The 25,703-nt window shown below is 70.8% G+C and carries 24 protein-coding genes; 6 read left to right on the plus strand and 18 right to left on the minus strand.

The features are described 5' to 3' along the window. Positions 1-125 precede the first annotated feature (125 nt). The gene (locus tag ACQP2T_RS26100) at positions 126-4,094 is read left to right on the plus strand and encodes a S8 family peptidase (protein WP_433518664.1); all 3,969 of its coding nucleotides are present in this window, start codon (positions 126-128) and stop codon (positions 4,092-4,094) included. Positions 4,095-4,171: 77 nt separating this feature from the next. Here the strand turns inward: ACQP2T_RS26100 and ACQP2T_RS26105 are convergent, their stop codons facing one another. The 5 genes from ACQP2T_RS26105 to ACQP2T_RS26125 form a co-directional block, all read right to left on the minus strand. Continuing rightward, positions 4,172-5,113, minus strand: a complete 942-nt coding sequence (locus tag ACQP2T_RS26105) for an esterase/lipase family protein (protein ID WP_433518665.1) — start codon at positions 5,111-5,113, stop codon at positions 4,172-4,174. Between the two features lie 116 nt (positions 5,114-5,229). Further along, positions 5,230-5,436: a helix-turn-helix domain-containing protein gene (locus ACQP2T_RS26110; protein WP_433518666.1), complete on the minus strand. Its 207-nt coding sequence runs from the start codon at positions 5,434-5,436 to the stop codon at positions 5,230-5,232. Next, positions 5,403-8,270, minus strand: coding sequence for an AAA family ATPase (locus ACQP2T_RS26115; protein WP_433518667.1), 2,868 nt, complete (start codon positions 8,268-8,270; stop codon positions 5,403-5,405). The genes ACQP2T_RS26110 and ACQP2T_RS26115 overlap by 34 nt, the downstream gene beginning before the upstream one ends. Positions 8,271-8,351: 81 nt before the next feature. Beyond that, on the minus strand, positions 8,352-8,828 hold the full coding sequence (locus tag ACQP2T_RS26120; RefSeq protein WP_433518668.1) for a hypothetical protein: 477 nt from the start codon (positions 8,826-8,828) through the stop codon (positions 8,352-8,354). Between the two features lie 75 nt (positions 8,829-8,903). Further along, entirely contained in the window at positions 8,904-9,314 is a 411-nt protein-coding gene (locus ACQP2T_RS26125; RefSeq protein WP_433518669.1) for a winged helix-turn-helix transcriptional regulator, read from the minus strand. Between the two features lie 129 nt (positions 9,315-9,443). On the opposite strand from ACQP2T_RS26125, the gene ACQP2T_RS26130 reads away from it, so the two are divergent. Continuing rightward, positions 9,444-10,181 carry an SDR family NAD(P)-dependent oxidoreductase gene (locus tag ACQP2T_RS26130; protein ID WP_433518670.1) on the plus strand — a complete coding sequence of 246 codons (738 nt, stop codon included), beginning with the start codon at positions 9,444-9,446 and terminating at the stop codon, positions 10,179-10,181. Between the two features lie 110 nt (positions 10,182-10,291). Here ACQP2T_RS26130 and ACQP2T_RS26135 read toward each other — a convergent pair whose 3' ends face one another. The 5 genes from ACQP2T_RS26135 to ACQP2T_RS26155 form a co-directional block, all read right to left on the minus strand. Next, a complete protein-coding gene (locus ACQP2T_RS26135) occupies positions 10,292-10,927 on the minus strand; it encodes an SRPBCC family protein (protein WP_433518671.1) in 636 nt (211 codons plus the stop codon). Positions 10,928-10,982: 55 nt separating this feature from the next. After that, complete coding sequence (locus tag ACQP2T_RS26140; RefSeq protein WP_433518672.1) at positions 10,983-11,879, minus strand: AEC family transporter; 897 nt, start codon at positions 11,877-11,879, stop codon at positions 10,983-10,985. Positions 11,880-11,969: 90 nt separating this feature from the next. Continuing rightward, positions 11,970-12,782: an SAM-dependent methyltransferase gene (locus tag ACQP2T_RS26145; protein ID WP_433518673.1), complete on the minus strand. Its 813-nt coding sequence runs from the start codon at positions 12,780-12,782 to the stop codon at positions 11,970-11,972. Between the two features lie 144 nt (positions 12,783-12,926). Continuing rightward, positions 12,927-13,832: a CHRD domain-containing protein gene (locus tag ACQP2T_RS26150; RefSeq protein WP_433518674.1), complete on the minus strand. Its 906-nt coding sequence runs from the start codon at positions 13,830-13,832 to the stop codon at positions 12,927-12,929. Positions 13,833-14,027: 195 nt separating this feature from the next. After that, positions 14,028-14,390, minus strand: coding sequence for a nuclear transport factor 2 family protein (locus ACQP2T_RS26155; RefSeq protein WP_433518675.1), 363 nt, complete (start codon positions 14,388-14,390; stop codon positions 14,028-14,030). 178 nt (positions 14,391-14,568) lie between these two features. Here ACQP2T_RS26155 and ACQP2T_RS26160 point away from each other — a divergent pair, with 178 nt between their 5' ends. Together ACQP2T_RS26160 and ACQP2T_RS26165 are read left to right on the plus strand one after the other, a co-directional pair. After that, entirely contained in the window at positions 14,569-15,102 is a 534-nt protein-coding gene (locus ACQP2T_RS26160) for a hypothetical protein (RefSeq protein WP_433518676.1), read from the plus strand. A 70-nt stretch (positions 15,103-15,172) separates the two neighbouring features. Continuing rightward, positions 15,173-15,802 (plus strand): TetR/AcrR family transcriptional regulator, encoded by a 630-nt coding sequence (locus ACQP2T_RS26165; protein WP_433518677.1) that lies wholly within the window; start codon positions 15,173-15,175, stop codon positions 15,800-15,802. 7 nt (positions 15,803-15,809) lie between these two features. On the opposite strand, the gene ACQP2T_RS26170 is transcribed toward ACQP2T_RS26165, so the two are convergent. The 8 genes from ACQP2T_RS26170 to paaA form a co-directional block, all read right to left on the minus strand. After that, positions 15,810-16,694, minus strand: a complete 885-nt coding sequence (locus tag ACQP2T_RS26170; RefSeq protein ID WP_433518678.1) for a 3-hydroxyacyl-CoA dehydrogenase family protein — start codon at positions 16,692-16,694, stop codon at positions 15,810-15,812. After that, entirely contained in the window at positions 16,691-17,431 is a 741-nt protein-coding gene (locus ACQP2T_RS26175; protein ID WP_433518679.1) for an enoyl-CoA hydratase/isomerase family protein, read from the minus strand. The genes ACQP2T_RS26170 and ACQP2T_RS26175 overlap by 4 nt, the downstream gene beginning before the upstream one ends. Then, positions 17,428-18,606 (minus strand): thiolase family protein, encoded by a 1,179-nt coding sequence (locus ACQP2T_RS26180; RefSeq protein WP_433518680.1) that lies wholly within the window; start codon positions 18,604-18,606, stop codon positions 17,428-17,430. Before ACQP2T_RS26180 ends, ACQP2T_RS26175 begins: the two co-directional genes overlap by 4 nt. 54 nt (positions 18,607-18,660) lie before the next feature. Beyond that, positions 18,661-19,752: a 1,2-phenylacetyl-CoA epoxidase subunit PaaE gene (paaE, locus tag ACQP2T_RS26185; protein WP_433518681.1), complete on the minus strand. Its 1,092-nt coding sequence runs from the start codon at positions 19,750-19,752 to the stop codon at positions 18,661-18,663. 1 nt (position 19,753) lies between these two features. Beyond that, complete coding sequence (gene paaD, locus ACQP2T_RS26190) at positions 19,754-20,212, minus strand: 1,2-phenylacetyl-CoA epoxidase subunit PaaD (RefSeq protein WP_433519833.1); 459 nt, start codon at positions 20,210-20,212, stop codon at positions 19,754-19,756. 92 nt (positions 20,213-20,304) lie between these two features. Next, positions 20,305-21,213 (minus strand): 1,2-phenylacetyl-CoA epoxidase subunit PaaC, encoded by a 909-nt coding sequence (gene paaC / locus ACQP2T_RS26195; protein WP_433518682.1) that lies wholly within the window; start codon positions 21,211-21,213, stop codon positions 20,305-20,307. 77 nt (positions 21,214-21,290) lie between these two features. Beyond that, complete coding sequence (paaB, locus tag ACQP2T_RS26200) at positions 21,291-21,584, minus strand: 1,2-phenylacetyl-CoA epoxidase subunit PaaB (RefSeq protein WP_433518683.1); 294 nt, start codon at positions 21,582-21,584, stop codon at positions 21,291-21,293. Beyond that, complete coding sequence (gene paaA, locus ACQP2T_RS26205) at positions 21,581-22,579, minus strand: 1,2-phenylacetyl-CoA epoxidase subunit PaaA (RefSeq protein ID WP_433518684.1); 999 nt, start codon at positions 22,577-22,579, stop codon at positions 21,581-21,583. Before paaA ends, paaB begins: the two co-directional genes overlap by 4 nt. A gap of 161 nt (positions 22,580-22,740) precedes the next feature. On the opposite strand from paaA, the gene paaZ reads away from it, so the two are divergent. Both paaZ and ACQP2T_RS26215 read left to right on the plus strand, forming a co-directional pair. Beyond that, positions 22,741-24,795: a phenylacetic acid degradation bifunctional protein PaaZ gene (gene paaZ / locus ACQP2T_RS26210; protein WP_433518685.1), complete on the plus strand. Its 2,055-nt coding sequence runs from the start codon at positions 22,741-22,743 to the stop codon at positions 24,793-24,795. Position 24,796: 1 nt separating this feature from the next. Then, positions 24,797-25,621, plus strand: a complete 825-nt coding sequence (locus ACQP2T_RS26215) for an enoyl-CoA hydratase/isomerase family protein (RefSeq protein ID WP_433518686.1) — start codon at positions 24,797-24,799, stop codon at positions 25,619-25,621. Positions 25,622-25,703 lie beyond the last annotated feature (82 nt).

Genomic DNA, 25,703 nt, shown 5'->3' on the forward strand with positions numbered 1-25,703 from the left:
CGCTTCCCGGTCGTCCTTTTCCCGTCATTGGCGGGAAAAGGACGACGAGTCACCTTTTCAGGATATTTCTTGACATGTCATGGTTCGGGAGAGTCGATCATGCCTGCTATCCCGCGAGGAGAACCATGACTCGTCAACGATGGCGCAACCCGTCCATCGGGCTTTTAGCGCTGGGGCTGGTGCTGTCGACCGGTATGGCCGTAGAGCCGCCGGCCTCGGCCACCCCCGCACCCGCCCTTTCCGGCCAGACCGCCGCCGCCGTCGAGTCGTCCGGAACACCGGCCAAGGACGCGCCGAAGATCACGCTGATCACCGGTGACGTGGTCGCCTACGACACCGGCCCCGGCGGTACCCCGCGTCACCAGGTCACCCCCGCCAAGCGGCCCGACGGCGCCCCGGTGAACTTCATCTCCGTCCGCGATCGGGACTCCTATTACGTCTTCCCCTCCGACGTGATGGACCTGGTGTCGTCGGGCCGCATGGACAAGGGCCTGTTCGACGTCGCCTACCTGGCCAAGAACGGCTACACCGACAAGGAGAGCGCCGGCCTGCCGCTGATCGTCCAGTACGGTCAGGCCAAGCAGGCGGCCAACACCCTGTCGGCGCAGGCCGACGCCCTGCCCGCCACCTCCGCGCCACGCGGGCTGCCCAGCGTGGGCGGCGCGGCGATCCGGGTGGACAAGCAGGCGGTCCAGCAGTTCTGGAGCGCCGTCGATCCCCCCGCCACAGACAAGAACGCCAAGGCCCAGCTCGACCGAGGCGTCTCGGCCATCTGGCTCGACCGCAAGGTGCAGGCCGTACTCGACAAGAGCGTGCCGCAGATCGGCGCGCCGGAGGCATGGGCCGCCGGGCTGAAGGGCGAGGGCGTCAAGGTCGCGGTCCTCGACACCGGCATCGACCTCGGCCACCCCGACCTCGCCGGCCGCGTCGCGGCCAGCGCGAACTTCACCGACGAGGCGGACGTCCAGGACGGCCACGGGCACGGCACCCACGTCGCCTCCACGATCGCGGGCAACGGCGCCGCCTCCGACGGCAAGTACACCGGCGTCGCGCCCAAGGCGTCGCTGCTCGTCGGCAAGGTCATCGACAAGAGCGGCAACGGCGACGAGTCGGACATCATCGCCGGCATGGAGTGGGCGGTCGGCCAGCAGGCCAGAGTGATCAGCATGAGCCTCGGCGGCTGCTGCTACACCGGGCCCGACCCGATGAGCCAGGCGGTCGAGAACCTCAGCGCCCAGTCGAAGTCGCTGTTCGTCATCGCGGCGGGCAACGACGCACTCAACCGGAAGATCGCCTCGCCGGGCTCGGCGCCGTCGGCGCTGACCGTGGCCGCGGTGGACGGTTCGGAGAAGCTCGCCGAGTTCTCCAGCAAGGGCCCGGTGCTGGCCGACTACAGCCTCAAGCCGGACATCGCCGCCCCCGGCGTCGGCATCGTGGCCGCGCGGGCCGCGGGCACCACGATGGGCACGCCCGTGAACGACCGTTACACCGGCGCGTCGGGCACCTCGATGGCCACCCCGCACGTCGCGGGCGCGGCCGCGCTCCTGGCTCAGAAGCACCCCGACTGGACCGCCGCCCAGCTCAAGAACGCGCTCACCAGCACCGCCCGCGACGACGGCTACGGCTCGTACGAGCAGGGCGCGGGCCGGGTGGACGTGGCGCGCGCCGTGAAGCAGGCGGTCACCGCCTCGGGCAGCATCGACTTCGGCCGCATGGACTACCCCCACCCCGCTCCCGTCACCAAGACGCTCACCTACACCAACGACGGCGACCAGCCGGTGACGCTGACGCTCAAGACCGGGCTCAAGGCCCACAAGGGCACCGCGTCCGCGCGTACGCTCACCCTGGACCACGACACGGTCACCGTCCCCGCGCACGGCACCGCGCCCGTCGCCGTCACCTTCGACCCGTCGGGACCGGACACCTGGTACGAGGGCTTCGTGCACGCAACCGACGCGAGCGGCGTGAGCGTCAACACCGCCGTCGGCGCGTTCGTGGAGCCCAAGAAGGTCACCATCAAGACCCGGATGGTGCTGCCCGACGGCGCGACCGACGTGCAGGGCATCCCCTGGGCGATCCTGCGTACCGACGACCGCGACGACCTCGACGTCGAGTGGTACCCCGGCAGCGGCACCGAGACCGAGACGAAGGTGTACGCGGGCACCTACAGCGCGAACTCCGGCATCAGCTGGCGCGGGAGCGACGGGCAGTGGAACATCGGCCTGCCGTCGCAGCCGGAGTTCGAGGCCACCAAGGACACCACGATCACCCTCGACATGCGCAAGGCCCGCCAGGTCACCCAGAAGACCCCGGACCCCACCGAGGTCTACAACTCGCAGTACGCCTCCGAGCGTGAGGCGGCCAACGGTGTCGGGTCCGTCCGCTTCGAGTCGGCCTACCCCACGTACGGGCTGCACAACTACTGGCTGCTGCCCACCCGCACGATCACCCAGGGCACCTTCGACGTCGCGGGACAGATCCTGCGCGGCGCCCCCGTGATCAGCATGAAGGCCGACAAGCTCACCCTGACTCCCCGCTACCAGAGCCTGGCCGAGGACGTGCCCAAGCTGAACGGCCGCAGCACGCTCACCCTGGTGTCCGGGGGCCGCGGCCAGGCCGCCGAACTCGCCGGCGCCGGCGTACGCGGCAAGCTCGTCCTGCTCGACCTGTCCGACCTGTGCCCGGCCACCGGCTGCACGGGCGACGCCCTCGACCGGGTCAAGGCCGCGGCCGACGCCGGCGCGGCCGGGGTGCTCGGCTACGGGGCGGTCAACCGGCCCTTCCTCGACCTGGCGAAGTACTGGCCGATCTACCCGATCCCGACCATGAGCCTGCCCGCCGGCGAAGGCCGCGCGCTGGCCGCGCTGCTCGCCAGGCGGCCGGTGAGCATCCAGGCCGAGGGCGTCACCGCCACGCCGTACATCTACTCGCTGCTCCTCCACGAGCGCCTGCGCGTCCCGGCCAAGCTCGACTACGAGCTCGGCAGGCGCAACCTGTACGAGATCAAGAACCGCCTGCACGCTGACCGGCCCGCCCTCGCCTCCATCCTCTGGTCGGCGACCGTGGTGACCCACCCCGGCTGGCTGCTCGGCCCGCGGTTCGGCTCCTCCTGGCCCGCGCAGAGCACCGTGACCGAGTATGTCGGGCCGGTCTCGCGGGACGTGTCGTGGACCCGCGAGACCCAGCTGACCTACCCCGAAGGCAACGCCTCCGGCCAGAGCTCCGGGATGTGGGCGACCGCCGTGGACGTCTACCCGACGGCCGGTGGGAAGACCGAGGAGTGGGGCGCCCAGCCGCGCGTGCCCGGCAACCCGGTGTTCTCCGACCTGACCCGCTCCACCGGGACCACCACGTGTTTCCCCTGCCGCAACGGCGACACGTTCGTGGCCGCCCTGCCGATCCTGGGCCCGGAGCCGAACCACCAGGAGGCGTTCACCTGGAACGCGCGCTTCTACGAGGAACACGGCGGCAAGGACGAGCTGCACCTCTACCGTGACGGCCAGGAGATCCCCATGGTCGAATCGGGCACCAGCGGCCCGGTCCTGATCCAGATGCCGAGGTACGAGCTGCCGGAGGGCGAGGCCCGCTATCGCCTCACCGACAAGTTCCACACCCCGAAGCCGCTGCAGAAGTACGCCACCGACGTGGCGACGGAGTGGACGTTCAAGTCCAAGCGCCCGACCGGCGGGTTGCAGACGCCCAGCGACGGCCTGTGCGTCGGCTGGTTCTTCGCCAGCACCCTCGCCCCGTGCGAGCCGGTCCGCCGGCTCAACCTCCGCTACGACCTCGACCTCGACCTGGACAACACGACCGCGGCGGCCAGGCCGCACAAGATCACGGTCACCGGCTACCAGGGCTCCTACGACGTGCCCGACGCACGCCTCGGCAGCCTGAAGCTCTGGGTCACCTACGACGACGGCGCCCACTGGAAGCCCGTCACCACCGCCAAGAAGAACGCCACCTCCTACACCGCCACCATCGCCCACCCCGCCCTGTCGGCCACCAACGGCACCGTCGGCATCCGCGCCCAAGGCGTGGACGCCGAGGGCAACACCATCGACCAGACGATCACCCGGGCCTACGGCCTGAAGTAACACGAGAACGGGTCGGCACGCCGGGCGTGCCGACCCGTTTTCGCTTTTTTCGCTAATCGCTTTCTTCGCTAATCGCTCTATTCGCTCTGCTGGTTGTACAGGCCGTCCATGGCCTGAAGGAGTGGCGCGGGGTACGAACCCGACCCCGCGTCACTCCGCTGCCCGCCCCACGACGCCTGCCACGCGCCGGTCGAGGTCGTCCGCATGGCGGTGTGACTCAGCGTCCCGCCGTCCGCGTTCTTGTCATAGACCGCCCAATGGTGGGCAGTGCGCTTGTTGGTCGCCGAATCGACGCTGACCGTGTCGTCATGGCTAGAGGCGAGGAAGGTGTAGTCCGTGCCCATCTGGGAGAGTGGCTGCTTCGACAGCCAGCTCAGGAAGCCGCTGCCCGGACGCATGTCGCTGCACTGCTCATGGGTGATGGCGCACGCGGTCACCAGCGCGCTGCCGATGCCCTGGTGCGGCGTGGAGAGCGTGACCATGTCCTCGATGTACAGGTACGGGGGCCAGCCGCTGGGCCACCCGGCCGCGCCGATGTTGTTCAGATCGACATTCAGCCCGCTCAGGTCGGGCGGCGTCTTGCCCACGCCGTACCTGTTGACGCCCTCGATCGCGGCCTTGGCGACCAGGCCGCCCATGGAGTGCGCCACGACGTCGATCGCCGTGTCATGGCTGGAGTAGAAGTAGTAGACGGTCCACGCGAACTGGCGGCCGATCTCCTGGATGCGGGAGTCGGTGGTGCCCTGATATCTGATGTCGCAGTTGGTGGCCTTGTTGTAGTAGCCGAACGTACGGACGTCACCCCAGCCGTTGGCGTTCAGCAGGTTCTTGGCGTCCTTCCAGCTGCTGGCGCAGTTGGTGTCGGCCTCACGGTCGAAGCCGTGGACCAGGAGGGTGACCCGCTGCCCGTCCTCGCGCGCCGGCGCGGCGGAGGCGGCCGGTGCGGTGGCGATGAGGGCGGCCGCGACCAGGACCCCGACCAGGGGCAGGGATAAGCCGGATCTGACTAGTCTGTGCATCCACGCGCTCCGTTTCCGTGAGGTCGGAAGCACGGTAAAGCGCGGGCGATCATCCGCGAATCGGTCGGCGCGCGGCGCCTCGCCGGTCACGCGGGCTCGCGACTAAGTAGCCGCGGTCACTCACCTAGGTCGAGGTCGCCGAGCTGGGCTCGGGAAGCCACACCGAGCTTGGGAAACGCTTTGTACAAATGATGTCCCACCGTACGCGGGCTGAGGAACAGCCGCGCGCCGATCTGCCGATTGGACAGCCCGGCCGCCGCCAGCCGTACCACCTGACGCTCTTGGGGCGTCAGCCGGTCGAGCAGGCCGCCGCTCCTGGACACGGCGGCCTCGCCGGCCGCCTCCAGCTCGCCGTGGGCGCGGCGGGCCCACGGCGCGGCGCCGAGCGCGTCGAACGCCTCGAAGGCGGCGCGCAGCCGCCGCCGCGCGTCCGAACGTCGGTGCGCGCGCCTGAGCCACTCGCCGTACAGCAACTCGTTGCGCGCCTGCTGGAACGGCTGATCAGCGGGTACGGCCACAGCCCGCGCGAAGTGCCTGCCCGCCTCGTCGCCCTCGGCCAGCAGCCCCCTGAGCCGGGCGGCGACCGCGTTCGCCCACGGGCGCTCCACGACGGCCGCCCAGCCCGCGAACCTGGCCGCCGCCCCCTCCGCCAGATCCGCCCGCCCGGCGCGGACCGCCGCCTCCACCAGGTCGGGCGCCGCGCAGAGCGCGACCACGGGATGGCGCTGGCCCGCCGTCCGGAGGTGGTCGAGAGCGGTCCCGGCCCGGCCCTGGCCCAGCTGGGACAGACCGAGCGCCCAGGCGGCGAGCGCCCTGGTGGCCTCGACGTCGCCGTCCGCCTTCGCGGCCAGCTCCAGGCAGCGCTCCTCCGCACGCCGACGGCGGCCAGCCAGGCCAGCAGGCCGTGCAGATGCCCGGCCCGATGGGCCTGGTGGATGTCGGAGGCGACGGTCAGCGCCTCGGACGCGGCGGCCGACGCCTCGCGGTGCCTGCCGCGCAGCATCTGGGCCTGCGCGAACAGCGCCAGCGCCTGGGGGAGCAGACCGATGAGGCCGCGCTCGCGACACCGGGCGACCAGCGACTCGGCCAGCCCGTGGGCCGCGACCTCGTCGCCCGAGACGATGCTCAGGGAGGCGGCGAGGGGCAGCAGATCGGGGGAGTCGCGCGCGAGCCGGGCGGCGGCGCGGATGGGGGAGAGGTCCGCCACGGCCTGGCCCTCCACGAGCCGCGCCATGACCGCCATCCCGGCGGCGAGCACCTCGGGCCTTTGGGGTAGTGGTCGCGGTCCGTCTGGCGGTTGCGGTCCTTCCGGACGCGGTGATCGCGGCGCTTGTTGCTGCGGCGGCTGCGGTCCGTCTGGCAGCGGTGGTTGTTGCCCTTTTGGGAGCGGTGGCGGCGGCTCTTCCGGTTGCGGTGGTTGCGACGCTTTTGGGAGCGGCGATGCGAGCGCGCTGAGTCGGTGGTCGGCGTCGTGGGCGAGCTTGGGGTCGGCGGCGAAAGAGGCGTAATGAATCGCCTCGGCCAGCATGCGGGCCGCGAGCGCGGGGTCGGCGGTCCGTACGTGCTCCGCGCCCTCGGCCAGGATCCGGCCCGCCGCGCTCGGCGAGCGCTGCTCCACCTCCACGCAGGCACGTACCTGGGCGAGGCAGGCGAGCTCGGCCGGGGTCGTGGCGAGCGGCGCCGCCCGGTCGGCCAGCCCGGCGGCCCGCTTCAGCTGACCCGCCTGGACCGCCAGCTCCGCCGCCGCGATCAGCCTGCGTGCCGTGCGGGCGGTGTCGGCGGTGAGGTCGGCGGCCCGCTCGTACGCCACGGACGCGGCGGCCGTGCCCTGCCGGTCGCGCGCCCGTAAGGCGGCCCGTTCCAGCTCCCCGGCGACCCTCTCGTCCGGGCCGGTCGCGGCGGCGGCCCGATGCCAGGCCCGCCGATCGGCCCGCGCCTGACTATCGAGGGATTCGGCCGCGTGATCGTCCAGGGACGCGGCCGTCCAGTTGTTCAGGGGCGTGGTCGTCTGGTCGTGCAGCGACCCGGCTGTTCGGTCGTGCAGGGGCATGGTCGTGCGGCCGTCCAGGGATCTGCCCATGGGGTCGCCCAGGCACCTGCCCGTCTGGTCGCTCAGCGACTCCGCCAGCGCCAGATGGGCCGCGACCCGGCGGAAGTACGGCGCCCCACGGTAGGCCGCGCTCCTGATCAGCGGGTGCCGGAACGACAGCCCGGCCGCCGAGAGCTCGATCAGCTCCTCGCGTTCGGCCAGCGCCAGGTCCGCGACCGTCGCGCCGAGACGGGCGGCGGCCCGCAGGATCAGGTCCAGATCCCCGGTGTCGTCGGCCGCCGCGACGAGCAGCGCCGCCCTGGCCGGCTCGGGAAAACGGTCGATGTAAGCCTCGAACGTGGTCCGCACCCGGTCCGACAGCGGCCCCGACTCGCCCGCGAACGGCAGCGGGCTCAACCGGCCCGCCCGCTGCTCAGGGGTCAGTACGGCGGCGAACTCGATCAGCGCCAGCGGGTTGCCCGCCGCCTCGTCGAGGACCCGGCGTCTTACCTGCGGCACCAGGTCGCGAGCCTGATCGGCCAGGAACTCCGCGGCCACCGCCGCCTCCAGCCTGCCCAGCCGCAGCTCGGCCACCCCGTGGGCGGCCAGCGCCCCAGGGCGCGGGGTGGCCGCGCCGTCCCGGAGGGCGAACAGCATGACCACGCCCTCGGCGTCGAGCCGCCTGGCCGCGAACAGCAGCGCGTCGGCGGAGGCGTCGTCGAGCCACTGCGCGTCGTCGACCAGGCACAGGATCGGCCCGTCGCCCGCGAGGTCGGACAGCAGCGTGAGGGCGGCCAGCCCGACCAGGAACCGGTCGGCCACCTCGGCGGGCGCCGCCCCGATCGCACCGCGCAACGCCGCCGCCTGACCGGGCGGCAACCGTTCGGCATGCCCGAGCACCGGCCGCAGGAGCAGATGGAGAGCGGCGAACGGCAGCTCGGTCTCCGACTCCACCCCCAGCGTGCGCAGCACCGGCCAGCCGGCGGCCCGCCCGGCGGCGTAGCCGAGGAGCGCCGACTTGCCGATGCCGGTCTCGCCCTTGACGACGACCGCGCCGCTGCGTCCGGCCCGCGCGGCTTCGAGCAGCGCGTCGATCTCGGCCTGCTCGGCCCCGCGTCCGTACAACATCCGGCCTCCCGACGATCAAGTCAGGGAGTCAGTATGGGACCTCGACAAGCCTTCGGTGCGACAAAGGCGCCATCGCGGGTTTTATCCGCAGTTGCCCCACTTCGCACGGCCTCCGCTGGCGACGGCCGGGTCGTGGCCGAGCGGCTTGATGGTGCCCCAGAACTTCACGCACCTGCCCTGGGCCCAGTACCTCACCGGTCCCGCGTAGGACTTGAAGTTGCCGCGGTTGGAGCGCACGATCGGGTCCTGCTTCGTGTCCTTGACCGGCTTGGCCATGATCGTGAGCTCGGCGCTGACCGGAGTCCTCGTGCCGACGAAGCTCGACTTGACCGTGACCACGCAGTTGTAGCCGTTGCCGCGGTTGTAGAGCAGGTAGACCGTGCCGTAGCGGCGGCCGCTCGAGGTCTTGACCGGCTGCGTGCCGCCGGTGATGCGCCCGTAGCCGGCGCCGCAGATGCTCTCCGGGCTCGCCGCCGCGGCGGCGTTCGCCGGGCTGGCAATGACACCGCTGAGGCAGAGTGCCGCCGTAAAGATTGCCGCCTTTGTCGGCATTCTCACCTGATTGTCCCTTCATAGACCACTTTACTGATGATCTCGACAAGCATGCCCGAAATTTGGTTATCGGTCCAGGATCTAGGGATTAACGGTGGGTGGCGGCCCATACACGGGCGTGATGTCAGAGCCGGCTCGGCCGCCTTGCCGTTCGTGAGCTGCCTGGGCGGCGACGATGGCGTTCGCGTGATTCCGGATCCAGTCGAACAGTGCCTGGAGGGGCTCGGTGATCCCCTGGCCGAGGTCGGTCAGCGCGTAGCTCACCTGCGGCGGAGCGGAGGGCGTGACGGTGCGCAGGACGAAGCCGTCGCGAACCAGCGTGCGCAACGTCTGGGAGAGCATCTTCTCGCTGATCCCCTCGATCTTGGCGCGTAGCTCGTAGAACCGCAGCGGCCGCTCGCGCATCGCCGTCAGGACCAGCACTCCCCAGCGACTGGTCACATGATCGAGCACCATGCGCGCCGGGCATTCTCTGTGAAAAGCGTCACTCACCCGTCACTCCATGCCTCTGTGATCTGAAGGCCGACCAGATGGTTAGGGACGAACTCCAAGGTACGTACTTACCTAGGGAAAGCCCAAAACCTATCGTCAGCCCCGTTACCCAGGCAACGGAGGCATGACATGCAACGCATCGCCCTCATCACCGGCGCCGGCCGCGGCATCGGGGCCGCGACCGCCCTCGAACTGGGCCGTCGCGGGTTCCACGTGATCGTCAACTATCACCGCGACGCGGCGGCGGCCGCCTCGGTGGCGGCGGAGATCGCGGTGAACGGCGGCAGCGCGCAGGCCGTTCAGGCGGACGTGTGCGACCCCGGCCAGGTGGCCGGCATGGTGGCCGTCTGCGAGCGGGTCGACGCCCTCGTCTGCAACGCCAACATCAGCCCAGCCTTCGCTCCGCTGGCCGAGCTGTCCTGGCCGGACTTCTCGGGCAAGGTTCTCGGGGAGCTGTCAGCCGTCTTCCACGTCACCCGGCAGGTCCTCGACCTCATGCGGAAGCAGGGCGAGGGCCGGATCGTCTACGTCTCCAGTCTCAGCGCCGACCTGGTACGCCCCGGCACCATCGCGCACGCGACCGCCAAGGCCGCGCTCAACACCTTCGCCCAGCACGTCGCCGCCGAAGCCGGGGGGTGGGGGATCGCCGTCAACACTGTGGCCCCCGCCGGCGTACGTACCGAGGGCAGCGCGGCCATGCGCACCCCTCAGGCGGAAGCGGCGCTGGCCCGCCGCTCGGTCCTGGGCCGGATGCTCGACCCACGGGATGTGGCCGCGGTGATCGGTTCGGTCCTCGACGGCGGCTTCGGCGCTGTGGCGGGTGCCCACATCCCCGTGGACGCCGGCTACCGCGTCCTGCCCGGCTGAGGACAGGACGCGGTAAGGGTGTCACCTCTCGAACGTGACCGCCCGGCCCGTCACAGTTGGCGTTGTGACCGCCTGGCCCGTCGCAGTCGGCCTTGTGGCCGCCCGGCTCGTCACAGCCGGCCGCTCTCGATGGCCTCCTTCAGCGCCACCTGGGTCTGCTGGTGGGAGGAGACGCCGTTGGTCACGGTGAAGTCGATGAGCAGGACGTTCGCCTCGAACGTGAGATGCTCGGTCACCCTGGTCCGGCCGCCGTCCAGGTCGGTGAAGTCGATCCGCTGGTGGGTGACGACGTTGGGCATGGTCCAGGTGTCGGTCTCGTAGAAGTACTCCGCCGCGTGGACGCGCTGCTGGGCGTGCGTGTTGACGGTGACGGGCACCCCGTCGGTGACCGGGACGTCCTCGACGGCCGTGAAGTTGACGTAGCGCAGCCCGTCCTGGACGTAGTCGGCGTGGGTGGCGACGCGCTTCAGGAAGGGGTGCAGGCCGATGTGGTGGTTGATGTCGGAGTACGCCGCGAAGACGTGGTCAATGGGGGCGTCGATGTCGATCGGGAGGTCACGGGTGACCGCGGTCCGGCCGTCCAGCGGGAGAGGGCCGGTCAGGTGCTCGTAGAACCGGTAGGTGTCCCAGGCGAGCTGCCACTGAGTGGCGAGCACCGGGTCGCTGTCGGCGCGGGCGGGGGTGCCGGTCAGGACGAGGGTCACGATGAGCAGCGGGGTGGTTAACAGGCGCAGAAGTCTCGACACGGGTACCTCATGGAGCAGAGTTCGATGGTACGAGTACCTTCTACCCAAACAACGATCACTTTAGGGCGAGCGCGCCCCCGCCCCCGGCCAGCACGGCGATCACCGAGAGGGTGGCCAGCGACAGGACGCTCGAGACCAGGATGGTGTCGCGGGGCAGCTCGGTGGGCCGCCCGTACTCGGCGGCGTAGACGTAGGTGTTCTGCGCGGTGGGCAGCCCGGCGAACAGGACGGCCGCGAACAGCGCGTGGCCGTCGAGATGAAGCAGGAACCGCCCGACCAGGAACGCCACCAGCGGCTGGACCAGCAGCTTGAGCGTCACCACCGGAGCGACCCGGCGCCAGGCGACGGCCGAGCCGTTCAGCGACATGCCCAGCGCGAACAGCGCCAGCGGCACCGCCGCGCCGCCGAGCAGGTTCAGCGGCCGCATCACGGGTTCGGGCAGCTGCCAGCCGAGGGCGGACATGCCCAGGCCGAGCACCGAGGCCACCACGATCGGCATCCGCAGCGGGGCCAGCAGGGAGGAGCGTTCGACGCCCAGGCCCAGGAAGATCAGCGGAGACATCACCAGCACCTGGAAGATCAGCACCGACACCACGAAGGTCGCGTCGTGCAGGACGTACAGGCCGATGGGGATGCCGAGGTTGCCGGCGTTGACGTAGGCCGACGACATCGCCCCGATCACCCGGTCGGGCAGCTTGCCGCGCAGCGTCACGAGCGCGAGCACGCCGACGAAGACGGTGCTGATCGCGAAGGCGAGCAGCGGCCGCGGCTGGATCTGGCTGAGCGGCGTACGGCTGAGCGTGGTGAACAGTACGGCGGGCATGGCGATGGTGAACGTGAACCCCGTGAGCGCCTGCTGGAACTGCCCGCTCGCCACCCGGAAACGCCCGGTCAGCCACCCGAGGGCGCCGATGATCCAGATGGGGGTGAACGCCGTCACTACCGTAAGCATTGGACACACCGTACCTATCGCCGAAACGCGCGCCGAGGGCGGGTCGTCCTGCGGAGTCCAGGTCAGCGGCGGAGGCGGCGGTCACGGGCCTCAGGGTTTGCGGCCGATTCCGCAGAAGCCCGGCACCTCGGCGGGTTCACCCCAGGGAGTGGCCTCGACCCGCCACCGTGACATCGAGACCAGGCCGGGGTCCACCATCTGCAGGCCGTCGAAGAACCGGCTGATCTCGGCGTGCGTGCGGGGGGTGATCGGGTCGGCCTTCTTGTTCCATTCCTGTTGGGCCTCGGCCTGCTCGGTTGCTTCACCGTCGAGATCGAGGGTGGCATGGGTGATCGCCAGGTAGCTGCCTGGGCTTACGGCGTCCAGCAGACGCATCACGATCTGGTGCACCTGGTCGAAGTCCGGGATGAGATGCAGAATCCCCAGCAGCATGATCGCGACTGGCTCGTCGAAGTTCAGCGTCCGCGCCGCCAGCTCCAGAATCTTGTCCGGGTCGCGCAGGTCGGCGTCGATGTAGTCGCAGACCCCCTCCTCAGAGCTGCTCAGCAACGCCGAGGCGTGCAATAACACGAGGGGATCGTTGTCGACGTAGACGATCCGGCACTCCGGGGCGACCCGCTGGGCGACCTCGTGGGTGTTGTCCATCGTCGGCAGGCCGGTCCCGATGTCCAGGAACTGGCGGACGCCCTCGCCGGTCAAGTAGCGCACAGCCCGGCCGAGGAAGGCGCGGTCGGTCCGGGCGATGTCGACGATCCCGGGAAACATCTTCTTGTACTGCTCAGCCGCTTCGCGGTCGACGGGGTAGCAGTCCTTGCCTCCGAGGAGGTAGTTCCACACCCGCGCTGAATGCGGCCTCGTGGTGTCGATCTTGCCGAAGAAGGTCTGGCCCGGGATGTCGGTCATGGGGGGTCTCCTGCGCCGGTTGGTCCTGGTTGTAAACCCCTAACGTAACCGCATGAGGCGCTCCTGAGCGGCAGCTGAGCGTACGGATGCGACGGCAGCGCAGGGGCCGGCCCTGGTGGGCCGACCCGCGCGTTATCGGGGGTCCTACCAGCCGCCGCCGTGGAGCTGGCCGCGCACCGCGCCGCCGGGGAACTCGCCGGTGTGCAGGTTGACGTACCAGTTCTTCGGGTTGTGCTTGATCCCGCCGGCCACCTTGGCGGAGGTGCTCGCCGTGCCCGCGATGCCGTTGATCCCGGCGGGCAGGCCGTTGGCGGCGCTGAAGAAGTTCACGACCACGGGGCCGTTCTTGCCCTTCTTGCCGCGGTGGATGTGCCCGTTCGTCGGCGCGCCGATCTTCTTCCAGGCGGTGGCGAAGTGCACCTGGGTACCCTTGACCCAGACGAGCCAGGCGGCCCGCCCGTCCTTGTCGCCGACCTTCGTACCGGGCGCCGGGACCTCCTGGCGGCCGTCGGCCGAGGCGGTGAGGGTGGAGCGCGAGCCGTTCGCCAGCACCGACTCCAGCGCCACCGGGCGGATCTTGTAGAGCTGGGCGCGGACGGCGCCGCCGGGGAACTCGCCGGTGTGCAGGTTGGCGTACCACTTCTTGGGGTTGCTCTTGATCCGGTTGAGCAGGCCGGAGTCGCTGACCTTGACGGTCCCCTTCACGGCGCTCAGGCTGCCGGGCAGCGCCTCGCCGAAGAACGGGATCTTGACGTCGCCGTTCTTGCCCGCCTTGCCCTGGTGGATGTGGAACGCGGTCGGGGCGGCGATGTTCTGCCAGCGGATGGCGTAATCGACCTGGTCGCCATGGATGCGGAACACGGCGATGGCGCCGCCGTTCTTGTCGCCGACCTTCGCGCCCGCCGCGGGCACCTCGTTCTTGCCCTGCAGCGAGGCGGCCAGGTAGACATCGGAGCTCGTACTCGCCTGCGCCGCGGCGGGCGCGAGGCCACCCGCGACCAGAGCGGTGGCGAGAACCAGGCCGGGGACGGTGAGGATGCGCTTCGTCATGATGACCCTTTCAAGCGCCTCGAGGGTGAGGCTCTTAGCTGTGTTGACGCACGGTTGTACGGGGTGCGGCAGCAGCCGGGTTCAACGACGGAACGTGTAGAAATACGCATAAAAAAGGCGGCGCAGATATTGATTTACGATGTAAAAGCGCACGCCGCTTAAAGCGATCTTGCAAGGCAGAGAGATCCGACCTGACTAAGTCGCGTAGACGGGTGCGAGGTCGATGAAGATCCGGTAGTCCGAGATCAGTCCGTCGTCGCGCGTGCGCCAGATGGACACGGCCGCGACGCTGACGTCCTTGCCGTCGAGCCGCCGGTAGGTGACCTCGGTCTCGGCGATGGTGTCGGCGTCCACCTGCCAGCTCCTGACGATGCGGTGCCGCAGGCCGCCGATGGTAGAGAAGAACGTCCGCAGCCCGGCGGCGATGGCCGCGCGTCCCACCGTCGGCTCGGCGTTGCCGAACACCAACGTGGCGTCCTCGGCCAGTAACTGGGCGAACTTGTCGGGGTCGAATGTGTCGACCACCTGGAAAACGCGTCGCGCCACATCGTCGGACATGCCGATCATTCCTTACGTGGTCGTCGGGGCCGCTGGTGAGGACGATACGGAATCAAGCGCCATGCGCAACTATCACGAAGGTGGCTGTCTCGTCGCCGCGAATTCCTGCCTTCTGGTGAATAACGGATAGGCGATCTATGTTTGGTCTGATCGCGCGACCCTCAAGGAGATGTTCACGATGAAGAGACTTCTCGAAGGAACCCCATTACGCACCGGTGTCGTCGCGGCCGTCGCGCTGGCCGGTGGCCTGCTGACCGCTTCCCCGGCCGCCGCCACAGCGGTCGGCGAGCGTATCGTCGCGCCGGTTTCTCAGACGGCCGCCGCGTCGCGTCCCCGCAATGGCAGGATCCTGTACGACCGCGTCAGCGGCGGCCAGGGCACGCTCAAGATCAAGAACGGCACCTCCAGGGACGGCGTCGTGACGCTGGTCAAGGGCAGGACCAAGGCGATCAGCATCTACGTACGCGCCAGGTCCAGCGCCAGTGTCAGGGATGTCAGGGACGGCACGTACCGGGTCTACTTCACCACCGGCTCCCGGTTCAGGGTGTCGAAGGGCAGGTTCAGCCAGAGTGCCGTGTACCAGCGGTTCAACGATCGGCTGAGGTTCACCACGACCGCCACATCGAGGAGCGTCTGGACTCTGACCCTCAACCCGGTCAGGGGCGGCAACGCGCGGACCACCTCGATCAACCCCAAGGACTTCCCGGCGTGAGCGCGCGGCCGGTCGTCAGCGGGTAAGGCGGCCACCGGGGCGCCTGAACTGCCGTGAGATCCTTTCTTTCGTGACGACGACCGAGCCCGCCGAGCCGACCCCGCGCCGTGGTCGTGGCCGTCCCGGCTACGACCAGGCCGCGATCCTGCGCACCGCCGTGGAGCTGTTCAACCGCAAGGGGTACGACGCCACGAGCATGGGAGACCTGGCCAAGGAGCTCGGACTGACGAAGCCGGCCATCTACCACCACGTCACCAGCAAGGAGCAACTGCTCAGCCAGGCATTGGACGACGCTCTCGACGAGCTCACCGCCGTCGTGACCGCGGCCGCTCGCGATCGGGCCGGGGCGACGGCGTACGAGCGCCTGCGTGAGGTGGTGCGGCGCAGCGTCGAGGTTCTCGTGGCACACCAGCCCTCCGTCACGCTCCTGCTCCGGGTGCGCGGCAACAGCGGGATCGAGCTGGCCGCCCTGGAGCGGCGCCGCTGGCTCGACGACCGCTTGGCCGCGCTCGTCGCGGACGCCGTCGCGGAGGGCTCCCTGCGCGACGACGTGCCGCCGACGCTGGTGAGCCGGCTGCTGTTCGGCATGGTGAACTCGCTGGTCGAGTGGTATCGCCCGGACGGTGTGTACGACGCGGCGACGGTCGCCGACGCCATCACGGTCGTCGCCTTCGACGGCTTGGCCCGCCACCAAGTCTGAACCCCGCTCACCACGTATAAAAGCCCTGGCCCGTCTTGCGGCCGAGGTGTCCTGCGGCGACGAGGTCGCGCAGGATCCGCGGCGGCTCGAAACGGGGTCCCAGCTCGCGCGCCAGGTGTTCGGCGATCGCGAGCCGCACGTCGAGTCCGACCACGTCGGTGGTCCGCAGCGGTCCCATCGGGTGGCGGTAGCCGAGGGTCATCGCCGTGTCGATGTCGGCCGCGCTCGCGACGCCCTCCTCCAGCATCCGCATCGCCTCGAGCGCCAGGCAGACGCCGAGGCGGCTGCTCGCGAAACCCGGCGAGTCCGCGACGGTGATCGGCGTCTTGCCGAGGGCCGTCACCCAGTCCTGCGCCCGCGTCACGAGCGCCGGCTCGGTGCGCGGCCCGGTGACGATCTCGACGAGGTCGCTCACCGGGACGGGGTTGAAGAAGTGCAGCCCGAGAAAGCGGCCCGGCGCGGCCAGAGCGGCGGCGAGCCCGCCGATCGACAGGCTGCTGGTGTTCGAGGCGAGCACCGCGTCCGGCGCCCGCCGCTCGACCAGGGTGAGCACCTCGGCCTTGAGCGCCGCGTCCTCCGGGACCGCCTCGACGACGAGCTCGCACGGGGCCAGCTCGCCCGGGTCGGTGGTCGTCCGCAGCCGGGCCAGGGCGTCCGGGAGCGGGATTTCGAGCTTGCCTTTGGCGTGGGCCTTGGCCAGGCTGTCGCCCACCCGGGCGTTTGCCTGGTCAGCCGCTTCGGGGCCGTTCTCCACGACGATCACGTGGCTGCCCGAGGCCAGGAACGCGTGCGCGATTCCGGACCCCATCCGCCCACCGCCGAAGACACCCACCGTCCGTGGCAGGGCGCCACCGGTCGCGTACTGCGTCTGCGTCTGGGCGTCGCCGGTCATGAGCTTCGCTCCTGTCGCCGGTTCAGGAATGCCGTCATACGGGTGTGTTTCTCCTCCGTCTCGAACAGGACCGCCTGCGCGAGGTCGTCGACGAACGGGTGCGCGGTCCGTGGGGCGTGGAAGACGGCCTTGGTCAGCCGCGTCGCCAACGGTGCCCGCGCGGTGATGCGGTCGGCGAGCCGATGTCCCGCGGCCAGCAGGTCTTCGGACTCCACGACGTCGTTGAGCAGGTACACGGCCCGCGCCTCCTCAGCCGTGAGAACACGGCCCGCGAGCAGAATCTCCTTGGCGAGGGGTTCCCCGACGAGCTCGGCGAGGCGCCAGGCCGCGCCGGCCGCCGCGACGATGCCGAGGTCCGTCTCCGGGTTGCCGATCCGCGCGCGCGGCGTGCCGATGCGGAAGTCGCAGGCGTACGCGAGCTCGGCCCCGCCGCCCAGGGCGTACCCGTCGATGAGGGCCACGGTCGGCATCGGCAGCCGGTGGATGCGGTCGAAGATCTTCGAGTTGATGCCCCGCAGCGCGTCCTCCCGGTTTCGCTCGCGGAGCTGGGCGATGTCCGCTCCGGCGGCGAAGGCCGGCCCCTCGCCGGTCAGGAGTACGACGCGCGGCTCCTCTTCGACGGCGGCGCACGCCTGGTGGAGCGCGGCGACCAGCTCACGGTCGATCGCGTTGCGGACCTCGGGCCTGTTGAGCCGCCACACGACCCGGTCGGCGCCTTCTTCGACGATCAGCGTCATGGCCGCTCCACCAGGAGAGCGCTGCCCTGGCCGACGCCGACGCACATGGTCGCCAGCCCGCGCCGGCCGCCGGCGCGTTCGAGCCGGCCGAGCAGGGTGACGAGGATCCGGGCCCCGGACGCGCCCAGCGGATGCCCGAGGGCGATGGCTCCGCCGTCGGCGTTGACCACGTCGAGGTCGAGCCCGAGATCGCGGACGCAGGCGAGGGACTGCGCGGCGAACGCCTCGTTCAGCTCCACGGCGTCGAGGTCGTCCACGCTCCACCCGGTACGCTCGAGCACCTTGCGGGTCGCCGGGACCGGGCCGATCCCCATGATCTCCGGCGGCACTCCGGCGTTCGCCGCCGCCACGAGCCGGGCTCGCGGGGTCAGGCCGGACTGTTCGAGAAAGCGCTCGCTCACCACGACGACGGCCGCGGCGCCGTCGTTGAGCGAGCTGGAATTGCCGGCGGTGACGACCCCGTCAGGACCGTTGACCGGTCGCAACCGCGCCAGCCGCTCCAGGCTCGTGTCCGGCCGTGGCCCCTCGTCGACGTCGACGACGCCCGCGCCGACCGGTACGGGGACGATCTCGTCGGCGAACCAGCCCTCCTTGATCGCCGCGACGGCCCGCTCGTGGGAACGCAGCGCGAACGCGTCGAGCTCGTCGCGGGTAAGACCCCAGCGCTGAGCCACCGTCTCGGCGGTCTGCGGCATGGAGGCGGTCGTCGCGGCGTCGAAACGGGGGTTGGTGAACCGCCAGCCGATCGAGGTGTCGAAGGACGCACCCGGCTTGGCGAACGCCTTGGCCGGTTTCTCGGTCACCCAAGGCGCCCGGGTCATCGACTCCACCCCGCCCGCGACGACGACATCGACGTCACCCGCCGCGATGAGGGCGCGCGCCGTCGCGACCGCGGTGAGGCCGGAGGCGCAGAGCCGGTTGACCGTGAAGCCGGGCACCGAGTCGGGCAGGCCCGCCAGGAGAGCGGCCATCCGGGCCACGTTGCGGTTGTCCTCACCGGCCTGGTTGGCCGCGCCGAAGACCACCTCGTCGACGAGACCGGGGTCGATGTCCGCCCGGGCGACGGCCTCGCCCACGACGAGGGCGGCGAGATCGTCGGGGCGGACGTGGGCCAGCGCGCCGCCGTAGCGGCCTATCGGCGTCCGTACGCCGGAGACGACGAAGGCTTCGGTCACGAAGAGCTCCTGTGATCGGGAAACGCAGAGAACATCGGACAGTGAAAGCGAAGGTCAGGCGTCGTAATCGACCGTAACCTTCTCGCTCACGGGAAACGTCTGGCAGGTAAGGACGAACCCGGCCGCCACCTCGGACTCTTCGAGGGCGTAGTTACGGCGCATGTCCACCTCACCCTCGCGGACGACCGCGCGGCACGTCCCGCAGACCCCGCCCTTGCAGGCGAACGGCAGGTCGGCCCGCGTCGCCTGGGCGCCGTCGAGGAGCGTCGTCTCCCGGGAGACGGCAGACGTCGTGCGCAGGCCGTCGAGCACCGTCGTCAGCACGCTGCTCGCGCCGGTCGTCATCTTGTCGTCCCGCCGCGGCGGTGGCGGGGGCGCGTCGGCATAGAAGAGTTCGACGTGGACGTTCCGCGCGGGGACGGCGAGCTCGGTGAGTACGGTCCGCGCGTCCTCGACCATGCGCAGCGGCCCGCACAGCCAGACGTGATCGAAGGTCTCAACCGGAACCAGCTGGGTGAGCAGGCGACGCAGCCGGTCGCCGTCGAGCCTCCCCGAGAACAGCTCGACCTCGCGTGGCTCGCGCGACAGCACGTGGACGACCTGGAGCCGGGGGCCGTACCGGTTCTTCAGGTCGCCGAGTTCCTCCGTGAACATCACGGTACGGCTCGTCCGGTTGCCGTACAGAAGCGACACCTGGGCGCCGGGATGGGCCAGCACCGTGGAGGCGACCGACAGCATCGGGGTGATGCCCGACCCGGCGGCGACGCACAGGTGCCGCTCTCCCAGCGCCGGGTCGGCCCGCCACGAGCCGGTCGGAGCCCGCACCTCGATCCGCGTTCCCGGCACCACCTCGTGGACGAGCCAGGAGGAGAAGAGCCCGTCCGGTATCTCGCGGACCCCGATACGCGGCGGGGCGCCGGCCGGTGCGCAGATCGAGTACGACCGCCGGTGCTCCTGGCCGTCCACGAAGCGGCGCAGGGTGAGGGACTGCCCGGCCCGGAAGTCGTACACCTCGCGCAACTCCTCCGGCACCGCGAACGTGATCGCCACGGCGTCCTCGCACAGGTGGTCGACCGCCGCCACGGTCAGCTGGTGGAAAGCGGCGGACGCCCGGGTCGTCGCGCGGCCGGGCGCGAGCGTGCTCATCTCATATCTCCTTGACATGCTCGAACGGCTCAAGGCAGTCGGTACAGCTGTAGAGGGCCTTGCAAGCGGTGGCGCCGAATTCCGAGACCACGCGGGTGGCCGTCGAACCGCAGCGCGGACAGGCCGGAGCGAGCCGCCGCGGCCCGAGCGTGAGCGCCACCGGCCCACTCGGCCGCCGGGCGGGGCCGGGGGCCGACAACCCGGCCTCCCGCAGGGCGGCCCGTCCCCTCTCGGAGATCCAGTCGCTCGACCAGGGCGGGTCGAGCACGACACGCACCTCGACACGGGGGAATCCCGCGTCGTTCAGCCGATGGACCAGGTCGTCGCGCATGGTGCCCATGGCCGGGCAGCCGGTGTAGGTAGGGGTGATGGAGGCGACCACGACCTCGTCGCCGTCCGTTGTCCGCTCGACGTCGACACCGCGCAGCACACCGAGGTCGGCGAGGGTCAGCATCGGCATCTCGGGATCACGCACCCGCCCGGCGACCTCGACGGCCCGCTCCCGTCCACTCACCGGCACCCCCTCAACCCCGGCGGATCGGTCTTGGGCGGTCACCAGCGCCCGCTCGGGTGTGCGCGTGCGACCACCTGCATCTCGGCGAGCAAGCCGCTGAAGGCCTCGGTGTGCGCGCCGTGCCGCCCGCCGTCGCCCGCCAGGGGCGGACGGTCCGGGCGGGCGACGCCGCTCATGGCGAGCACCTGGTCGAGGATGCCGTCCACCTCAGCGCGGATGGTCGCGGGGTCGACGCCGACCCCGGCCCGCGCGAGCGAGAGCTCGACGGGGTGCGTGGCGACCAGTTCCGGCTGGTACGGCCACAGGTCGCCGAGGGCGGTTATGAGCCTGCGGCGCGACTCCTCGGTGCCCTGCGCCAGGGTCAAGAACCAGCGGGCCGCCCAGTCCCGGTGGTAAGTGAGCTCCTTGACGCCCTTGGCCGCCACGTGGGCCAGCACCGTGTCGGTGCTCGCGCGCAGCCGTTCCAGCAGCGCGAGCCGGGCCACCGAGAACAGCAGCAGACGTGCGACGACGTGCGCGAAGTCGCCGTTCGCCACCTCGGCCAGGCGTACGTTGCCGAACTGCCCGGCATCACGGAAGAACGCCAGCGCGTCCTCCGCGGGCACCGGCGAGCCCTCTGGGAGAGCGGGCACGACGCCGGGGTCGGCGGCGGCCGCCCGCGCCAGGAGCAGGCGTGCCTGCCCGAGGAGGTCGAGGGCGATGTTCGCCAGGGCGATGTCCTCTTCGAGGTCCGGCGCCCGGCTGCACCACTCGGACAGGCGCTGCGACATGATCAGCGCGTCGTCGCCGAGCATGAGGCAGTACGCGGCGAGTTCGGCGTGGTCGACGCCGTCGGGCACGGTCGTGTCGACGCCGGCCAGCGGGTCCTCGAAATCGGTGCCGAACGCCCACTGCGCGGAATCCCCGCCGATCAGGCCGTCGAAGACGCTGCCGTGGTCGTCGCTCATGGTGGTCCGCCTTCCGGACGTGTCGGTGGACTGGATGGATCAGGTGGATCGGGTGGGCGGGGGAGTGGTCGGCCGGGTCACATGTGCGGCACGTTCTCCGGAATCTCGTAGAACGTCGGGTGCCGATAGACCTTGTCGCCGTTCGGCGCGAACAAGGGGTCCTTCTCGTCCGGGCTGGAGGCCGTGATGGCGTCGGCCCGTACGACCCAGATGCTCACGCCCTCGTTGCGCCGCGTGTAGACGTCGCGCGCGTGCCGCAGGGCCATCGCGTCGTCCGGAGCGTGCAGCGACCCGACATGAACGTGGTTGAGCCCGCGCTTGCTACGGACGAACACCTCGTAAAGCGGCCATTCCCGCCGGTCGTGGCTCATAGTGCACCGGCCTCGGCGGACGGACCCACCGACGTCGAGCCGTTCGCCTCGGCGGAGCGGTTCGCGAATGCCGACGCCGCCTCGCGTACCCAGGCGCCGTCCTCGTGGGCCGTCCGGCGGTGGCGCAGGCGTTCGGCGTTGCACGGCCCGTCGCCGCGGATGACCGCGGCGAGCTCCGCCCAGTCCGGGTCACCGAAGTCGTGGTGCCCGCGCTCCTCGTTCCAGCGCAGGTCGGGGTCGGGCAGCGTCACCCCGAGGGCGTCGGCCTGCGGGACCGTCATGTCGACGAAGCGTTGGCGCAGCTCGTCGTTGGAGTTGCGCTTGACGCCCCACGCCATCGACCGCGCGCTGTTGGGGGACTCGCCGTCCGGCGGCCCGAACATCATCAGCGACGGCCACCAGAACCTATCGACCGACTCCTGGACCATGGCGCGCTGGGCGTCGGTGCCGCGCATCATCGTCATGAGCAGCTCGTAGCCCTGCCGCTGATGGAAGGACTCCTCCTTGCAGATGCGGATCATGGCACGCCCGTACGGTCCATAAGACGTGCGGCAGAGCGGCACCTGGTTGCAGATCGCGGCTCCGTCGACCAGCCAGCCGATCGTGCCGACATCGGCGTAGGACAGCGTCGGGTAGTTGAAGATCGAGGAGTACTTCTGCCGGCCGGCCAGCAGCAGCTCGGTCAGCTCGACGCGGGAGACGCCGAGGGTCTCGCACGCCGAGTACAGGTAGAGGCCGTGCCCGGCCTCGTCCTGCACCTTGGCCAGGAGGATCGCCTTGCGGCGCAGGGATGGGGCGCGTCCGATCCAGGCGCCCTCGGGCTGCATGCCGATGATCTCGGAGTGCGCGTGCTGGGCGATCTGGCGTACGAGCGTCCTGCGGTAGTCGTCCGGCATCCAGTCGCGGGGCTCGATCCGGTCGTTGCGCGCGATGGTCGCGTCGAACCCGGCCCGCAGCCGCTCCTCCAGTTCCGGCTCCGCCGGAGTCGTGGTCATCTTTCCTCCGAGACATCTGTCGTATTTACTTATCGCTCGGTCAGTAATACCATCGCATGGGTCGGGGGTCCCGCGCAACAGGTCGCGGTGACGGGGAATGTTCTAGAGGACCGATGCCCCCCGCCAACCGCGGAACCGCAGAACCGCAGAGAGGAGACAGCGTGAGCGCGCTGCTGGAGAGCTACGCCGCCGGACGGTGGTTCCGGGCGGCGGACGACGGGCAACCTCTGCTCGACGCCGCCACGGGTGAGGAGGTCGCGCGAATCTCGAGCCGGGGGCTGGACGTCGCCGCGATGGTCCGGCACGCCCGGGACATCGGCGGACCCGCGCTGCGATCCCTGACCTTCCACGAGCGGGCGGCCCTGCTCAAGGCGCTGGCCAAGCACCTGCTCGCGCGGAAGGAGGAGCTCTACGCACTGTCCGTACGGACCGGAGCCACCTCACGGGACACGATGATCGACGTGGACGGCGGCATCGGCACCCTGTTCAGCTACGCGAGCAAGGGCGTCCGCGAGCTGCCGAACGACACGGTGTTCCTCGACGGCGGCCTCGAACGCCTGGGCAAGGGCGGCACCTTCGTCGGCCAGCACGTCTACACCTCGCGGCCGGGTGTCGCGGTGCAGATCAACGCCTTCAACTTCCCGGTCTGGGGCATGCTCGAGAAGCTCGCCCCGGCCTTCCTCGCCGGATTGCCGTCGATCGTCAAGCCCGGTAGCCAGACCGCGTACCTCACCGAACTCGCCGTCCGGCTGATCATCGAGTCGGGGATCCTGCCCGAGGGGACGCTCCAGCTCGTCGCCGGCGGCGCGGGCGGCCTGCTCGACGAGCTGACGATCCAGGACTCCGTCGCCTTCACCGGCTCGGCGCACACGGCGGGAGTCCTGCGCCGCCACCCGAACGTGCTCGACGGCGGCGTCCTGCTCGGCGTCGAGGCCGACTCGCTCAACTGCTCGATCCTCGGGCCGGACGTGCTGCCGGACGATCCGGAGTTCGACCTGTTCGTCAAGGGCGTCGTCACCGAGATGACGGTCAAGGCGGGGCAGAAGTGCACGGCCATCCGCCGGGTGCTCGTACCCGAGGCGATGGCCGACCAGGTGGTCGACGCGCTCACCGCCCGCCTGGCGAAGGTGACCGTCGGCGACCCGCGCAACCCGGACGTACGGATGGGCCCGCTCGCCGGGCTCGCCCAGCGCGACGAGGTACGCAAGGCCGTCGAAGCGCTCACGGCGGGCACCGAGGTGGTCTTCGGCGACCCCGAAGGCGCGGCCCTGCTCGACGGCGACCCCGAGCGCGGCGCCTTCATGACGCCGCTCGTGCTGCGCGCGCGCCCCGGCGCCGGCGAGCCGCACGACGTGGAGCCGTTCGGCCCGGTGAGCACCGTGCTCACCTACGACGACGTCGAGTCGGCCGTCGCCCTCGCCGCACGGGGCAAGGGCAGCCTCGTCGCCTCCGTCGTCACCCACGACCCGCAGGTCGCGCGGTCCGTCGTACTCGGGCTGGCGCCCTGGCACGGTCGCGTCCTCGTCCTGGACAGGGATGACGCCGGGGAGTCCACCGGGCACGGCTCGCCGCTGCCCGTCCTGGTCCACGGCGGCCCCGGGCGGGCCGGGAGCGGTGAAGAGCTCGGCGGCATCCGAGGGGTGCTGCACCACATGCAGCGCACCGCCGTACAGGCTTCCCCGGACCTGCTCACCGCCATCACCGGACGGTGGACGACGGGCGCCGCGCGCGTCGACTCCGGTGTCCACCCCTTCCGGAAGTCCCTGGCGGAGCTGCGCGTGGGCGACACGATCGCCTCCGCGCCGCGGACGGTGACGCTCGCCGACGTCGAGCACTTCGCCGAGTTCACCGGGGACACCTTCTACGCGCACACCGACGCCGCGGCCGCCGCGCGGAACCCGCTGTTCGGCGGCATCGTCGCCCACGGGTACCTCGTCGTGTCCCTGGCCGCCGGTCTCTTCGTCGACCCGGCACCCGGACCGGTCCTGGCGAACTTCGGCGTCGACGGACTCCGCTTCCTCACCCCGGTCAAGCCCGGCGACGCGATCGACGTCGCGCTGACCGTCAAGCAGATCACCCCGCGCGGCGGCGCGGACTACGGCGAGGTCCGCTGGGACGCCGTCGTGTCCAACCAGGACGGCCAGGCGGTCGCCACGTACGACGTGCTGACCCTCGTAGCGAAGACCTGGCCGGCGACGTCCGCGCCGGAGGTCTGACATGCCCGGACCGAGCCAGGACGCGACCCCGGTCGTCCTCGAGACCCCGGTCATCCTCGAGCGTGACGGGGCCGTAGCCGTTGTCACCCTGAACCGCCCGGATCGCCGCAACGCGCTGGACGCCGGGACGAAGACGGCGTTGCGCCGCGCGCTTGAGGAGGCCACGTCGGACGACACCGTCCGCGCCGTACTGCTGACCGGCGCGGGCAGCGCCTTCTGCGTCGGTCAGGACCTCGCCGAGCACGCGGCCGCCCTCCGCGCCGACGCGGAGCACGCGTTCGACACGGTCGAGGAGGACTACGCGCCGATCATCCGGCTCGTGGCCACGATGGGCAAGCCGGTCGTCGCGGCCGTCAACGGTACGTGCGTCGGCGCGGGGCTGGCCCTCGCGCTGGCCTGCGACCTGCGCGTCCTCGCCGAGGAGGCCGTCTTCGCGACGGCGTTCACCGGGATCGGGCTGACGTGCGACTCCGGGCTGTCCACTACGCTCCCCCGGGCGGTCGGCGAGGCCCGGTCCAAGGAGCTCGTCCTGCTCGGCGAGTCCTTCACCGCTCAACAGGCCGTCGCGTGGGGGATCTCGGGTCGCGTGGTCCCACGCGCGGACGTCGGTACGGCGGGCCGTGAGCTCGCGGCCCGGCTCGCGACCGGGCCGACCGCCGCCTACGCCGCCTCCAAGTTGCTGATCGCACAGTCCTGGGGCCGGGACCTCGGGACGGTGCTCACGGCCGAGGCGCGCGCCCAGGCACAGCTGGGCCGGACCGCCGACCATACCGGAGCGGTCGAGGCGTTCCTCGCCAAGCGCAAACCCGTCTTCGAGGGGCACTGAGTCACCACCCCTGGGGCGCTGAGCTCACGCCTCTCCGGTACGACGTTCGCCCCGGTCACCAACGAGGTGACCGGGGCGAACA

The organism is Nonomuraea sp. CA-143628, assembly GCF_050942315.1.
Taxonomy (GTDB): Bacteria; Actinomycetota; Actinomycetes; order Streptosporangiales; family Streptosporangiaceae; genus Nonomuraea.